Below are 14,429 nucleotides of genomic sequence, written 5' to 3'. Positions count from 1 at the left end.
AAGTCAGAGCACGAGGCGCGCTGACGCGCGCGGGCCCGCTCTTCTGTGCTCCTCGGCTTGGCATAGGGGGAACTCCAAACAGCCAACAGCCAACAGCCGAACAGCCCGGACTGCCCCTATCGCGCCGTTTCCCGGCTGTTGGCTGTTCGGCTGTTCGGGCTGTTGCCCCTATGCGCTGCCGAGAAGCGCAGCTTGGCTGGGCAGCGTGCGCAGCACGCGTTCCCATCAAACTCGGCCCGACTGTCTGAGCGGAGTGAGCGAAGCGAACGTAGCGAGTTTCGGGCCGGCCCAAGTGGGCGAGCATCGCAGGGGACCGCTTGGCGAAGCCTAGGGGCTGCGCATCGGGGCCGTGTTCTTTGCTTACTTTCTTGCACGAGCAAGAAAGTGAGTCGCCTGCCGGGGCGAAGTCCCGGCGGGGTCTTTCGACTCACACCGGACAGGCCAGAAGCTCAGGCCAGTTCAGCCCAAGCGCAACCCCGCGCCATCAAACGCCATCACCGCCTCCTGCCGCGCACACAGCCGCACCTCGACCCCCATCTGAATCGCCCGCCCCTCATCCCCCAGTCGCACGATCAAGGGTTGCTCCAGCCCCTGCACGCGCGCGTAGACCAAGGTGGTGTCCCCCAGATGCTCGGCCAGCTCAACGAGGGCCGGCACGCCCGCCTCGTCGCCCACTGCCAGACGCAGATGCTCCGGTCGCACGCCACGCCGCACGCAAGCCGCATCGGCCGGGCCCATCGCCACCCACAGCGCCCGATGCGGCGCCGGGGCGTCGCCAGCAGGCCGCGGCACCAAGTTGATGCGCGGCGCGCCGATGAAGCCGGCGACGAACTCGGTGGCGGGCTTCCCGTACAGCTCCAGCGGTGCACCGATCTGCTCGATGCGGCCGCCGTTGAACACGGCGATGCGGTCGCCCAGGGTCATGGCCTCGGTCTGGTCGTGCGTCACGTAGATCATGGTGGCACCCAGCTGCTGGTGCAGGCGCGCCAGCTCGATGCGCATGTCCACGCGCAGCGAGGCGTCCAGGTTCGAGAGCGGCTCGTCGAACAGAAAGACCTTGGGCTGGCGCACGATGGCGCGGCCGATGGCCACGCGCTGGCGTTGGCCGCCGCTCAGTTGCGCGGGGCGGCGATCCAGCAGCTCGGTCAGGCGCAGGGTCTCGGCGGCTTGGCGCACGCGCGCCTCGCGCTCGGCCTTCTTGACGCCGGCCATCTTGAGCGCGAAGCCCATGTTCTCGGCCACGCTCATGTGCGGGTAGAGCGCGTAGCTCTGGAACACCATGGCGGCGCCGCGCTCGGCCGGGCGGCGTTCGTTGGCGCGCTGGCCGTCGATGCGCAGCTCGCCCTCGCTGATGTCTTCCAGCCCGGCAATCATGCGCAGGGTGGTGGTCTTGCCGCAGCCGGAGGGACCGACGAAGACGAGGAACTCGCCGTCGCGCACCTCCAGGTCCACGCCCTTGATGATGTGCGTGTCGCCGTAGCGCTTGTGGATGCCGTGCAGGCTCAAAGCGGCCATGGTCAGGCTTTCTTCTGCTGCTGCAGGAACTGCTGGTACCAGCGCGCGCTGTCCTTGGGCGTGCGCTGCTGGGTGGCGTAGTCCACATGCACGATGCCGAAGCGCTTGCTGTAGCCGAAGGCCCACTCGAAGTTGTCCAGCAGGCTCCAGACCATGTAGGCGCCCACGCGCACGCCCTCCTGCATGGCCTCGTGCACGGCCGCGATGTGCTGCTGCAGGTAGCGGGTGCGGGCTTCATCGGCCACGCGGCCGTCCTTCAGCTCGTCGGGAAAGGCGCCGCCGTTCTCGGTGATCCACAGGCTGGGCAGTTGCGGGTAGTCGCGCTGCAGGCGCAGCAGCAGCTCGGTCAGGCCCTCGGGGTAGATCTCCCAGCCCATGTCGGTGAGCTCGCGGCCGGATTGCTGGTTGGTCCAGCTGCCATCGGCCGATTGCACGGTGCGCGAGTAGTAGTTGACGCCCAGGAAGTCCAGCGGCTGCTGGATCTCGGCCAGGTCGCCCTCGGCCACCTGGGGTGCGGCATCGCCCAGGCTGGCCCAGACGTCGGCGGGGTAGCGGCCGCGGCACAGCGGGTCCAGGTACCAGCGCGCCAGCAGGCCGTCTTCCAGCTGCGCCTTGGCGCGGTCGGCCGGCGAGGGCGTGGCCGGGTGCATCGGGGCCAGGTTCAGCACGATGCCGAGCTTGGCCTTGGCCCCGTGGGCACGCAGCGCCTTGAGCGCGCGGCCGTGGCTGAGCAGCAAGTGGTGCGAGACCTGCATCGCGGTGGCGCGGTCCTTCACGCCGGGGGCAAAGATGCCCTGGTGGTGGCCCAGCTCGGCCATCACCCAGGGTTCGTTGTGCGTCACCAGCGAGGCCAGGCGGTCGCCCAGGCGGCGCTCGATGGCGAGCGCGTAGTCGACGAAGCGGTCCACGGTGGCGCGGTTGGCCCAGCCGCCTTGCTCCTGCAGGGCCTGCGGCAGGTCCCAGTGGTTCAGGGTCAGGTGCGGCTGCAGGCCACGCGCCAGCATGCCGTCCACCAGGCGGTCGTAGAAGGCCAGGCCGGCGCGGTTCCAGTCGCCCTGGCCGGTGGGCTGTACACGCGGCCAGCTGACCGAGAAGCGGTAGGCGTTGACGCCCAGGCTGGCGATGAGGTCCAGGTCATCGGCCCAGCGCTGGTAATGCTCGCAGGCCACCAGCCCATTGCTGGCATCGGCAATCGCACCGGGCTGGCGGCAGAAGCGGTCCCAGACGGATTCACCCTTGCCGTCGGCTTGGGCGGCGCCCTCGATCTGGAAGGCGCTGGTGGACACGCCCCAGACGAAATCGGCCGGGAAGCGCAGGTCGGCGGTGGGGTCGGACATGGGGAGTTTTTGTGGGGACAACATCACTTGACGGCACCGGCGGTCAGGCCGGCAATCAGTTGGCGCGAGGCCAGGGCGAACAGCAGCAGCAGGGGCAGGGTGGCGATGGCGGCGCCGGCAATCAGGGCGCCCCATTCGGTGTCCACCGGGTTCTGCAGCAGGCGCAGGGCCAGCGGCAGGGTGAAGTTCTCGGGCGTGCGCATCACGATCAGCGGGCCGACGAAGTTGTTCCAGCTGCCGATGAAGGCGATCAGGCCCAGCGTGCCCATGGCGGGCTTGAGCAGGGGCAGCACGATGCGGGCGTAGATGCCGAACTCGCTGCAGCCGTCCATGCGCGCGGCCTCGATCAGCTCCTTGGGCACTGCGCTCTTCACGTACTGACGCATCAGGAAGATGCCGAAGGCGCTGGCCGCACCGGGCAGGTAGAGCGCGCGGGGTTGGTCGATCCAACCCAGCAGGTCCATGATCATGAAGCTCGGAATCATGCTCATGAAGCTGGGCAGGATCATGGTGCCCAGCACCAGCGCAAAGAGCGGCCGCTTGAAGCGGAACTCGAACATCGCGAAGGCGTAGCCGGCCATCGAGCAGAACAGCAGCGTCAGCGCCGTGGAGGCCAGCGCCACGTACAGGCTCCAGCCCAGGTTGCGCCAGAAGGGGATGCGCTCGGTCAGGATGCGGAAGTTGTTCAGCAGGTCGTCGCCAAACCACAGCGGTGGCGGCACGGCAAAGATCTCGGCGCGCGACTGCGTGGCGAACACGAACATCACGTAGAAGGGCGCGGCCATCAGCACGGCGCCCAAGGCCACCAGCAGTTGGGCGGCGCGCGGGGTCATGGTGTCGGGCTTCATGCGCGCTCTCCGAAGGCCTTCTGCGTGGCCCAGGTGGCCAGGGCCAGCAGGGCGAACAGCAGCCAGGCCATGGCGCTGGCGGCGCCGAAGTCGTTGAAGTCGAAGGCCAGGCGATACAGGTACACCGCGCTCGTCATGCCGGCCTGGTCGTTGCCGCCGCGGCCGTTGGTGAGGATGAAGGGCTCCTCGAACAGCTGCAGGCTGCCGATGACCGAGAGCGTCACGCCGAACAGCAGCATCGCCTTCAGGCCCGGCAGGGTGATGTAGACGAAGCGCTGCCAGCGCCCGGCGCCGTCCATGGTGGCGGCCTCATACAGATCGCGCGGGATGGTCTGCAGCGCGGCCAGGTAGAGCACGGTGTTGAAGCCGACGAAGCGCCAGAACACCACGGTGGCGATGGCGGGCTTGAGGCGGTCGGGGTCGTTCAGCCAGTCAATGGCTTGCGCGGGCAGCAGCCAGTCCAGCCCCGGCACCGCCCGCAGGGCCTTCAGCCCCGCGTTGATCAGACCGTAGTCGGTCGAAAACAGCGAGCTGAACAGGATGGCAATCGCCACCGTGGAGGTGATGTAGGGCATGAAGTAGATGCCCACCAGGGTGTTGCGCGCGCGTTGGTGCAGGCCGTTGAGTGCACAGGCCAGCGGCACCGCGATCAGGTGCTGCGGCAGCGCGCTGGCCAGGCCCAGCCAGAGTGTGTTGCCGAGCGACTTCCAGAACCATTCGTCCTGCAGCGCGAAGACAAAGTTTTCGAGGCCGACCCACTCCATCGCGCCCATGCCGCTGGTCGGTTCCCACCGCGCAAAGGCCAGGCCCAGCGAGAACAGCAGCGGGAACAGGCCGAACACCGCGAACAGCAGCAGGAAGGGGGCCAGGAACCAGTAGGGCGCGCTGCGCGCCGTGATGAAGAAGCGTGTCATGGCGTTCAGCGGTGGGCGCGGCGAGCCAGCAGGCGTTCGGCATCGCCTAGGGCGCTGGCCACGTCTTTGCCGCGCACCAGCACCTTGTCCAGCTCGGTGTTGATGACCTCGTCCGCGAACGCATCCTGGCGGTGCACCTCGACGGCGCGGATGTTGCGCGCGGCCTCACGCCAGATGCGGCGCGCCGGCTGGCCGCCGAGGAAGGGCAGGGGCTGGTCGAAGAAGGGGTCGTCGAAGGTGTCCACCAGGGCCGGGAAGATGTCGTGCGCCTGGAAGGCGTCCAGCAGCAGCTGGCGGTTCAGGGTCAGGTGCTGCAGCAGGTCCCAGGCCAGGGCCCGGCGGCTCGGTTCGCCCTTGGCGGGCATGGCGTAGAAGCTGCCGCCATAGGCCGCGAAGCTGCCCTCGGGCAACTGGGCGGCGCGCCACAAGCCGCGGGTCTTGGGGGCCAGCCAGCTGTTCAGGAATCCGGCCAGCCAGGCGCCGATCATTTGGGTGGCGATGGCGCCGCGGCGGAAGCCCTCCGTCCAGTCGCTCGACCAGTTGTAGACCTTGGCGTCCAGGCCTTCGCGGCGCACCTGCGCGGCCAGCTCGAAGGCGCGCACGAAGCGGGGGCTGCGCACCAGCACGCGGTTGTCCTTGCTGAAGTACAGGCCCTCGCCCGGCTGGATGCCGGTGCGGATCAGGATGTCCTTCATGTCGCGCGCATGGGCGAGTAGGAAGGCGCCAGTGCGGGTGCGGATCTGCTTTCCTGCCGCCAAAAAGCCTTGCCAGCTGGTCGTCAAGTCGGGCTCGGTGAGGCCGGCGCGCGTCAGCACGTCGTGGCGGTAGAGCAGGGTGCCGGGGCCGATGTCCGAGGGCAGGGCCAGCAGCTCGCCGCGCGCGTTGTGGGCCTGCTGCCAGGTGTAGGGCACGAAGCGCTTCTCCAGCCGCTCGGCCTGGAAGGGCGCCTGGCGCAGATCCAGCAGCCCGTGGCCCTGGGCGAAGCGGCCCAGATACCCGACCTCCAGCGTCATCAGGTCCGGCAGGTGGCTGCCGGTGGAGAGCGCCGTCACCATCGCCGTGTGGTGGTCGTTCATCTCCCGGCTCACCACCTCCACCTTGACGCCGGGGTGCTGGGCTTCCCAGGCGGGCAGTGCGGCTTTGACGATGGCGTCCAGCTTCGGGTAGGCGGCGACGGTGAGGTGCTGCGGGGCCTGCGCCCGGGCTTGACCGGCACCCAGTGCCAGACCCAGGCCGAGCGCGAGGGTGCTGCGGCGGGGCAAGGGTGGGGCGGCGGTTTTGGGATCGGTCATGAGATGAATGAAAGCGCTTTCATGACTCTAGGGACTGTTGATGGTGCTGTCAATGTCGAGAAGGCGAAACCGGGGGTTTTCGTGGGGGCGCCCTTACCTTCGCTGGCGCTGCTTGTGAGGGCCCTCGGGGGCTTCACCCCCGAACCCCGACCCGCAATTCTTTGTCTTGCCAAAGAAACGCGGGGCAAAGAAAGGCGCTGAATGCACGCAGCCGACCTAGGGTCGGCCGCGATTGCACGTCCGGTTCACATGGCTCCGAGACCCCTCCTGGGACTGCGAAAACCTGCCCGCTAAGCTGGCCGGAGTACCGGCCGACTAGACCACCGCAAACCATCGCGGGCTCTCTGCGATGAATGGACCCCCATCCAGCAGAAGACAAGGTTTGGTGCCCGTTGGGGGTCTGTTCTTCGGAGCACCTAAGGTCATGGTCTGCGGTGCCCGGGACGACCGGTACCCCGGGCGCCTTCGTTGTCCTGACCGTCGAAGTCAGAAGAGGGCTCGTGTCAGTGTGAGCCCAAGCACCGCCATCACAGTTCGCCCCTAGGGCGACTGTGTTCTTGAGCGCCTTTCTTTGCCCCGCGTTTCTTTGGCGCAGCAAAGAAATGCGGGTCGGGGTGTGGGGTTGAAGACCCCACGGGCTCTCACTTGGGCAACAACAACATGCTCAAGCGGCCACAGCGGCATCCCTCGCCCGCACCGGCGCACAGAAGCGCTCCACGTACTCCTGATGCGACGGCAAGCTCGCCACCGTCCGTTCCACCTGGCTGTGGATGCCCTCCAGGAACTGCGTCAGCTCGGACAGTCCCATCAGGTCCGCTACCGGGTGATACGCACGTGGCGTGATGCCCTGCCCCAGCATCACCTGGATCCACGAGTTCTCGGCAAACAGCTCATCCGCCGGCCGGAACACGCGGCCGGATTCGCGGAAGAGTTCGATGCGATGGCGCAGCGTGGCCGGGATTTCCATCGTGCGGACATGCCGCCACAGGGCCGAGTCGTCCCGCTCGGTCACGTGATAGTGCAGCACGATGAAGTCGCGGATGTGCTCGATGTCCTTGGCGGCCTGGCGGTTGAACTCTTCGACATCCACGGCGCGGATGCCGCCGGCCGGGAAGAGCTGGGCCAGGCGGATGGCGGCGCGCTGGATCAGGTGGATGCTGGTGGATTCGAGCGGCTCGATGAAGCCGCTGGACAGGCCCACGGCCACGCAGTTGTGCGACCACACGCGGTGGCGCTGCCCGGGCGTGAAGCGCAGCAGGCGCGGCTGGATCAGCAGCTCGCCCTCCACATGCTGCTTCAGCACCTCGGGGGCATCGGCGTCGCTCAGCTCCTTGCTGCTGTAGACCAGGCCATTGCCGACGCGGTGTTGCAGCGGGATGCGCCATTGCCAGCCAAAGCGGTGGGCGATCGAGCGCGTGTAAGGCGGCGCCTCGCGCACGCTGGCGGTCTGCACGGCCACGGCGCGGTCGCAGGGCAGCCAGTGGCTCCAGTCCTCGTAGCCCACGCCCAGGGTCTCACCCAGCAGCAGAGAACGAAAGCCGGTGCAGTCGACGAAGAAGTCGGCCTCCAGGCGGCTGCCATCGGCCAGCGCCAGGGCCTGGATGGCACCGAAGGGTTCGATCTGCTCGACGCGCGCGATCTTGCCCTCGATGCGCTGCACGCCATGGCGCTCTGCCAGGGCGCGCAGGAAGCGTGCGTAGCGGCCGGCGTCCAGGTGGTAGGCGTAGTTCATGCCGTGCCGCGGCAGGTGGGCGAAGCGGCTTTCCTCGGCGGCGCGCAGCTCCAGGCAGTAGTCGCCATAGGGGCGGGCGATGCCTTCGCGCTGGGCCTTGAGCCAGAAGTGCTGGAAGCCCGCACTCCAGTGGTCCTTGCCCGTCATGCCGAAGGAGTGGATGTAGTCCTGCCCCGGCGCGCGCCAGCCTTCGAACTGGATGCCCAGTTTCATCGTGGCTTGGGTGGCGGCCATGAACTCGGGCTCATCCAGGCCGAGCAGCTCGTGGAAGGTGTGCAGGGCCGGGATGGTGGCCTCGCCCACGCCCACGGTGCCGATCTCCTCGGATTCGACGAGCTGGATCTGCAACTGTTTGCCGAGCAGCTTGCCCAGCAGCGCGGCCGTCATCCAGCCGGCGGTGCCGCCGCCGGCGATGAGCAGCCGGCGCACCGGGGTGGAGGTTTCAAAGGGCTTGTGGTCCATGGGGTGCTTACCGGTTCAGGCGGTTCAGGAGCAGGGCGCGGATGCGGCGCATGCCGGCTTCGTCCAGCGGCGCGAGCGGGCCGCGCGCGTGGGCGGGGATGTGGGTGGGTTCGGGGGCGTCGAACACGTAGTGGTCGAACAGCGCCCGCCAGGCCTGACGCTCGGCGGCGGGGAGGTCGCGCATGGTGGCCAGGGCCAGCCACAGCGCCTGCATGGGCGAATCGGCCCAGGCCGGGCCGCGCCGCCACCAGTGGTTGAGCAGCAGATTGAAGGGCTCCAGCGCCTCGACCTGATGCCACCACAGGCTGGGGATGTAGAGCGCGTCGCCGGGCGCCAGCTCCACCACCTGCGCGCGCGCCTGCGCGGCGGCGAAGCGCGGGAAGCGCTGCAGGTCGGGGGCGCGCGCATCCACCAGGCTGACGGGCTGGCCGGCGGGGGTCAGGTCGAGCGGGCCGATGTAGAGATCGGCCACGCAGTCGGGCGGAAAGAGCGTGAAGCGGCGGCGACCCGCCAGCACGCAGGCCAGGTTGTCCGGCCAATCCTGGTGCGTGGCCACGCAGGCGCGATTGCCCAGCCACAGGCTGGCCAGCGGCTCGGGCACGTCCAGCGCCAGTGGCAGCTCCGCACACAGGCCGGGCAGGCAGGTGTCCAGCGTGGTGGAGCCCATGTAGAGCGCCGGGGGCGCGGCCGCACTCTGCAACGCCAGCAGCTCGTCCAGCACGGCGGGGAAGGGGTGGATCTCGCGGCTGAAGTTGAAGCCGCGGAAGTCGTCTGTGTAGAAGAAGCGCCCGCCGGCCTGCGGCGGCGCGCGCCACACGCCCACGGTGGCACCCCGCCAGTGCGCGCGCAGGCGCGCGGCCACGGCGGCCGGGTCCGCAGCCTCCTGCGCCAGCGGCCAATGCGCCACCAGGCCGCGCAGCAGCTGGGGCTCGGCCCCCTGCAGGGCGCCAGGCGGCAGCTCGCCGGGGCAGGTGACTTCGAGGAGCTGCATCAGCCGCGCTGGCGCGCCTCGCGTTCGACCAGATCGCGCAGCCGGCCCAGCGAGGCCAGGGCCATGGCGATGGGCAGCCAGTGGCCGGCCTCGTGCAGCGCCGCCACGGCCGCGCCGGGCAGGGCGGCCAGGCGTTCCTCGTGGATGCCGTGGTAGCCCGAGAGCCGCCGCACCGAGCCATCGGGCTGGTCGACGTCGAAGTGCAGGGGCTCCAGCAGGTCCAGCCGGCACAGCGCCTCGATGAAGCCCGGCAGTTCTTCAAGCCCCTGGTGCAGGGCCTGCAGCACGGCCACGCGGCGCTCCAGCAGCGGCGCCTGACCGCCATGGGGCAGGAACAGGGGCTCGCCCTCGCGCTCGCTCAGCAGCGGGTGGTCGAGGTCGATGTGCACCACGGCCTGGCTGCCCTCACGGCCCACCAGCAGGGGCTGGCGCTCCAGCGCCCAGGGCAGGTGGGCGGCGTCCCAGCCGGTGTCGGTCAGGAACAGGTTCTGGCCCTGCTCCAGCCCCAGCAGCGCCACCGGCTGGAAGCTGTCGCCCGCGGCCTGGAACAGGATGGGGTAGTGCGCCTGCAGCAGGCGGAACTCGGCCGGCACGGTGGGCAGGGCGCCGGGCAAGGCCGGGGCGCTCTGGCGGGTGAGCGGACGCAGGCGCAGCGCCTGGTGGTCGAGGTTGTTGAGCAGGGCGGCACGCATCAGGGTTCCTGGGTGAGTTCTTGGAGCAGGCGGCGGTGGTCGGGCAGGGCGGCCAGCAGGCGCTGCGTACGGGCGGGCTGTTCGGCCAGCAAGGTCTGCGCGGCGCGCAGTTCATCAGGGCGGGCCGGGCCGCCCATTCCGGCCGAGGCAAAGCCCATGCCGTACAGCACGTACTGGTAGCTGGCCGAGGGAAAGAGCTCTTCGGCCATGGGCAGGTCGCGCCGGCTGGGGGGGCGGTGGGCCCAGAGCCGCAGCTGCTCGCGCAGGCGCTCGGGGCAGCTGGCGGGGTCGCGGTGGGCACGCCAGTAGGCGCTGTCATCGCGCTCGCTTAAGACATAGTGCAGTTTCAGGAATTCCACCAGCCAGCCCCAGCGATAGTCCAGGGTGTCGTTCATGCGGCGCGCCACGGTGTCCATGGCGGCGCGCTCAAACGGGAAGTCGTCGCAGAGCTGCTGCACGCTCAGCTCGATCAGTGCCAGGGCCGAGGCCTCCAGCGGTTCGATGAAGCCGCCCGCCAGGCCCACGGCCAGGCAGTTGCGTTCCCAGAAGCGGGCGCGGTGGCCGGGGTCGAAGCGGATCAGGCGCGGCTCGGCGGTGCCGCTGCCTTGAGGGGCCAGATAGGTCTGCAGGGCGTCGTGGGCCTGGGCCTCGCTGGCGAAGTCGCTCGCGAACACGCAGCCCACGCCGCGGCGCGTAGGCAGGCCGATCTCCCAGATCCAGCCCTGGCTGTGCGCGGTGGCCAGGGTCTGGCTGGCCAGCTGCCCGTGCGGGTCGGCATGTGGCACCTGCACGGCCAGCGCGCGGTCGTTGAACAGCACGTCGCGCCGCGAGACCCAGGGCACGCCCAGCTCCTGGCTGATCAGGCGCGCCTGCAGGCCGCTGCAGTCGATGAAGAGGTCGGCCGCCAGGCGCTCGCCGGCCTCGGTGTGCAGGGCCGCGATGTCGCCATCGGCGTGGCGCTCCACGCGCTGCACATGGGCCACGCGGTGCTGCACGCCCAAATGCTGTACGGCGTGGCGCTGCAGCAGCGGTACGAAGCGGCCGGCGTCGAAGTGGTAGCCGTAGTTCAGCACCGCGGCGTAGTCCGGCGTACTGGCCTGCTTGGGCGCGCGGGCGGCCAGGCAGACGGCGGGCTGCGGGCCCACGGCGGCGGCAAAGTCGCCGCGCGTCGTGGTCGCCGCCCAGGCGGCCACCAGGGGCAGTTCGCCATGGCCCTGCGGCAGGCTGAAGGGGTGGTGGTAGACGTCCTGGCCATTGCGCCAGCCCACGAAGCGCGAGCCCTGCTTGAAGGCGGCGTCGGCATGGCGCAGCAGCTCGCGTTCGGAGAGACCGATGCGGCGCAGGGTGTCGCGCATCGTCGGCCAAGTGCCTTCGCCCACGCCAATGGGCGGGGTGTTGGGGGATTCGACCAGGGTGATGCGCAGCGCATCCTCGCCCTGGCCGCGCTCCGCCGCCAGCAGGGCGGCGGCCAGCCAACCGGCGGAGCCGCCCCCCAGGATCAGAACGTCTTGAATTCGGGCAGAACGCATGGTGAAAAGCCCGCCCCGGGTGGGCCGGGGCGGGCAAGGGCCTTGCAGGTCAGAAGTTGTACCTTGCGCCCAGCATGAAGCGACGTCCCGTCTGCGTCATGTAAACCACCTGTTCCTTGGTGCGGCCATGCAGGCGCTGCACGCCGTCATTCAGGTTGATGGCCTCGAACTGGAAGCTCAGGTGCTTGTCCCACTTGTAGCCCAGGCTCAGGTCCCACTGGCCATAGGGTTCGGTGTAGACCGGGTTGGGCAGGCCGCTGCCGTCGGTGGTGGCGGTCAGGAACTCGCCGCGCCAGTTGTAGGCGGCACGCACGCTGAAGCGGTCGTCCTCGTAGAAGCCCACCAGGTTGGCGGCATTGCTCAGACCCAGAAGCGCGAACTGCTCCTTCAGGCTGTTGTTGTCGTACTTCAGGCCGGAACGCACATAGGTGTAGTTCGCCGAAAGACCGAAGCCGCTGTTGCCGAAGTGGTGCTGCACATTGAGCTCGGCCCCGCTCAGGCTGGCGCTCTTCTGGTTCGAGGGCACCGTGATGTCGAAGGTGGCGATCGGGTCGCCCGACTGGCCGGCGATGGTGCCGGTGGCATTGCCATTGCTGTCCACGCCCGTCTTCACCACACCACGGCTGCCGTTGTAGGTGTTGAGGATGTAGTTGCGGATGCAGGTCAGGTCGGTGCCCTGGCAGCCCTTGCTCACGGCCTCCTTGAACAGGGTGCCGTTGGCCGGCGTAGCCAGATTGAACGGCGTGGCCTGCACGGTGCCGGTGCCGATGTAGTTGGAGATGTTCTTGCGGAACAGCCCCAGCGCCACATAGCTGCCCTTGGCGTAGTAATGCTCCAGCGAGAGGTCGAAGTTCTTCGACAGCAGGGGCTTCAGGCCCGGGTTGCCCTGCGCGCCGGTGCCGCCGTTGATGCGCACCAGCTGGTTCAGGGTCTGTCCGCCCTGGATGTCGCCCCAGCCCGGACGGCCGATGCTCTCACCGTAGCTGAAGCGCAGCTTGGTCTTGTCGTTCAGCTCGGCTTCCAGGTCGATGTTGGGCAGCACGTAGTCGTACTTGCCTTCCAGCGTGGTGAAGCCGGGCTGGCCGAAGCTGACGGAGAACTCGTTGTTGGCCACCCAGCTGATGCCGGTGGCGGTGGGCACCAGGGCGGTGGAGATGACCTTGGTGCGCTCGTAGCGCAGGCCGATGGCCGCGCCCATCGGGATGCCCCATTCCCAGTCGGTGTTGTACTGGGCGTAGGCGCTCTGGCTCTCTTCGGTGGTGCGGCGGTCGGTGGTGAACTGGTTCGAGGATTTGAACAGCGCGTCGCTGCCGTCGGCCTTGATGGCGGCGTCGCGCACGGCGCCGAAGTCCCAGGTGAAGAACTGGTTGTAGAGGTTGCCGGCGTTCGAGCCCAGCATGCGGCCGAAGTAGGGGGCCAGTTGCTGCGGGATCCACAGGCTGTCGGCGTAGTCGGCCGGGCTGGTGCGGCCGCCCCAGCTGTCTTGCTGCACGTTGGCGTAGGCCGAGCGGTTCTTGGCCTTGACGCTGCTGACGCCGAAGTCGAGGCTGGAGGTGTCCTCGAACAGGTAGGAGCCCTTGGCCTGGAACTGCTCGATCTCGGCCTTCATGTAGCTGTTGCGGAAGGAGGAGCCCGTCACCAGCATCTTGCTGGCATCCAGCGGCGCGCCCTGGATGCTCAGCACCGGGAAGTCCTGCGAGAAGTCCACCGAGGTGGTGCCGCGGTTGAACATGGCCGCGCCCAGCACGGCGTTGCTGCCGAAGGGGCTGTCCTGCGCCGAGATGGCGGTTGCCTTGTGGGCGTCCACGCCCAGGCGCAGCTTGTCGCTGGCCTTCCACAGCACGTTCAGGCCGGTGGACTCGTTCTTGTTGCGCGTGCCGTAGTTGGCGCCGGCCATGGCCACGTCCGAGGTGGCCGGCGAGATGATTTCCTGGTACAGCAGCGGCGCGGCCACCGGACCGTCGGTCCAGGTGGTGGTGGTGGGACCGAAGTTGAACCAGGCCGAGAGCTCGTTGCGCTTGGTCTGCAGCTTGTTCTCGGAGTAGGTGTAGTCCAGCGTGGCGGTGACGGCCTTGGAGGGCGCGTACTGCAGCGTCAGCTGGCCGTTGGTGCGCTCGCGCTCGATGCCGTTCACGCTGTAGAGCAGGTTCTGCGGCACCGAGTAGATGTCACCTGCCTTCGGGCGGTTGGTGATGCGCTCCGAGCCCGGCGTGCCGGCCTGGGGGATGGTGCCCCAGTTGTTCTCGTCGCCCTTGAAGGCGCGCCAGCCACCCGGCACCGAGGCCTGGTTGTAGCCGAGGTCGCGCTTCTGGTAGCTGCCCGAGAGGGCGATGCCGAACTGGCCGTCGGCGAACACGTCGCTATAGATGCCCGAGAGCTCGGGGGTGACGTTGCTGCCGGCCAGGGTGTCGGGCAGGCGGGTGTTGCTCTGGTCCTTCACCGCCTTCACGCCGATGCTGGCGATCATGCGCTTGCTGTCCAGCGGGCGGGCGGTCTTGATGTTGATGACCGCGCCCATGCCGCCGGCCGGGTTCTCGGCGCGGCTGGTCTTGTAGACCTCCAGCGCGGCAATCGATTCCGAGGCCAGGTTCGCGAAGTCGAAGGCGCGGCTGTTCGAGGGGCCGGTCTCCTGCAGGCTGGAGGCCGGCATCTGGCGGCCGTTCAGCAGCACCAGGTTGAAGTCGGGGCCGACGCCGCGCACGGTGATGCGCGAGCCTTCACCCAGCGAGCGATCGATCGACACGCCGCTGATGCGCTGCATCGACTCGGCCAGGTTGGTGTCGGGGAACTTGCCGATGTCCTCGGCCACGATGCCATCCACCACGCCTTGGCCCTTGCGCTTCAGATCCAGCGAGGAATCCAGGCTCTTGCGGATGCCGGTGACGACCACCGTGTCGAGCTGCTCGACCTCGGACTTCTTTTCGGGCGTGGCTTGCTGGGCCTGCTGGGCCAGGGCTTGCTGGGCCAGCAACAGGGTGCAGGCGGCAGCCAGCTGGCTCAAGGCGTGGCGCGTGGGCGCGGGGGACTTCATCGGAGGGTCTCCTGGTGCGAACGATCGGGCGGGTGTCTGAAAAGGCGCGGAAATGCTGAAAGCGCTTTCACAGATTAGCGGCAGCG

The 14,429-nt window shown here is 68.7% G+C and carries 10 protein-coding genes; all 10 read right to left on the bottom strand.

The window, feature by feature from the left end; translation table 11 throughout:
* Positions 1-459: 459 nt before the first annotated feature.
* The 10 genes from I7X39_RS04835 to I7X39_RS04790 all read right to left on the bottom strand — a co-directional run bounded on the left by I7X39_RS04835 (position 460) and on the right by I7X39_RS04790 (position 14,343).
* Positions 460-1,515 (bottom strand): ABC transporter ATP-binding protein, encoded by a 1,056-nt coding sequence (locus I7X39_RS04835; protein WP_198109831.1) that lies wholly within the window; start codon positions 1,513-1,515, stop codon positions 460-462.
* Between the two features lie 2 nt (positions 1,516-1,517).
* Complete coding sequence (locus I7X39_RS04830) at positions 1,518-2,852, bottom strand: GH1 family beta-glucosidase (protein ID WP_198109830.1); 1,335 nt, start codon at positions 2,850-2,852, stop codon at positions 1,518-1,520.
* 23 nt (positions 2,853-2,875) lie between these two features.
* A complete protein-coding gene (locus tag I7X39_RS04825; RefSeq protein ID WP_232351700.1) occupies positions 2,876-3,700 on the bottom strand; it encodes a carbohydrate ABC transporter permease in 825 nt (274 codons plus the stop codon).
* Positions 3,697-4,614: a carbohydrate ABC transporter permease gene (locus I7X39_RS04820; protein ID WP_198109829.1), complete on the bottom strand. Its 918-nt coding sequence runs from the start codon at positions 4,612-4,614 to the stop codon at positions 3,697-3,699. The genes I7X39_RS04825 and I7X39_RS04820 overlap by 4 nt, the downstream gene beginning before the upstream one ends.
* Positions 4,615-4,619: 5 nt before the next feature.
* The gene (locus I7X39_RS04815) at positions 4,620-5,906 is read right to left on the bottom strand and encodes an ABC transporter substrate-binding protein (RefSeq protein WP_198109828.1); all 1,287 of its coding nucleotides are present in this window, start codon (positions 5,904-5,906) and stop codon (positions 4,620-4,622) included.
* Positions 5,907-6,570: 664 nt separating this feature from the next.
* Positions 6,571-8,100 (bottom strand): tryptophan halogenase family protein, encoded by a 1,530-nt coding sequence (locus tag I7X39_RS04810; protein ID WP_198109827.1) that lies wholly within the window; start codon positions 8,098-8,100, stop codon positions 6,571-6,573.
* A 7-nt stretch (positions 8,101-8,107) separates the two neighbouring features.
* Positions 8,108-9,091 carry a cupin-like domain-containing protein gene (locus I7X39_RS04805; protein WP_198109826.1) on the bottom strand — a complete coding sequence of 328 codons (984 nt, stop codon included), beginning with the start codon at positions 9,089-9,091 and terminating at the stop codon, positions 8,108-8,110.
* Positions 9,091-9,783 carry a SapC family protein gene (locus I7X39_RS04800; RefSeq protein ID WP_198109825.1) on the bottom strand — a complete coding sequence of 231 codons (693 nt, stop codon included), beginning with the start codon at positions 9,781-9,783 and terminating at the stop codon, positions 9,091-9,093. Before I7X39_RS04800 ends, I7X39_RS04805 begins: the two co-directional genes overlap by 1 nt.
* Positions 9,783-11,312 (bottom strand): tryptophan halogenase family protein, encoded by a 1,530-nt coding sequence (locus tag I7X39_RS04795; protein WP_198109824.1) that lies wholly within the window; start codon positions 11,310-11,312, stop codon positions 9,783-9,785. Before I7X39_RS04795 ends, I7X39_RS04800 begins: the two co-directional genes overlap by 1 nt.
* A gap of 49 nt (positions 11,313-11,361) precedes the next feature.
* On the bottom strand, positions 11,362-14,343 hold the full coding sequence (locus I7X39_RS04790; protein WP_198109823.1) for a TonB-dependent receptor: 2,982 nt from the start codon (positions 14,341-14,343) through the stop codon (positions 11,362-11,364).
* Between the last annotated feature and the right edge of the window lie 86 nt (positions 14,344-14,429).

It is taken from the genome of Inhella proteolytica (assembly GCF_016093275.1).
GTDB classification, from domain to species: domain Bacteria; phylum Pseudomonadota; class Gammaproteobacteria; order Burkholderiales; family Burkholderiaceae_C; genus Inhella; species Inhella proteolytica.
This window is presented reverse-complemented; position numbering and strand designations above follow the sequence as displayed.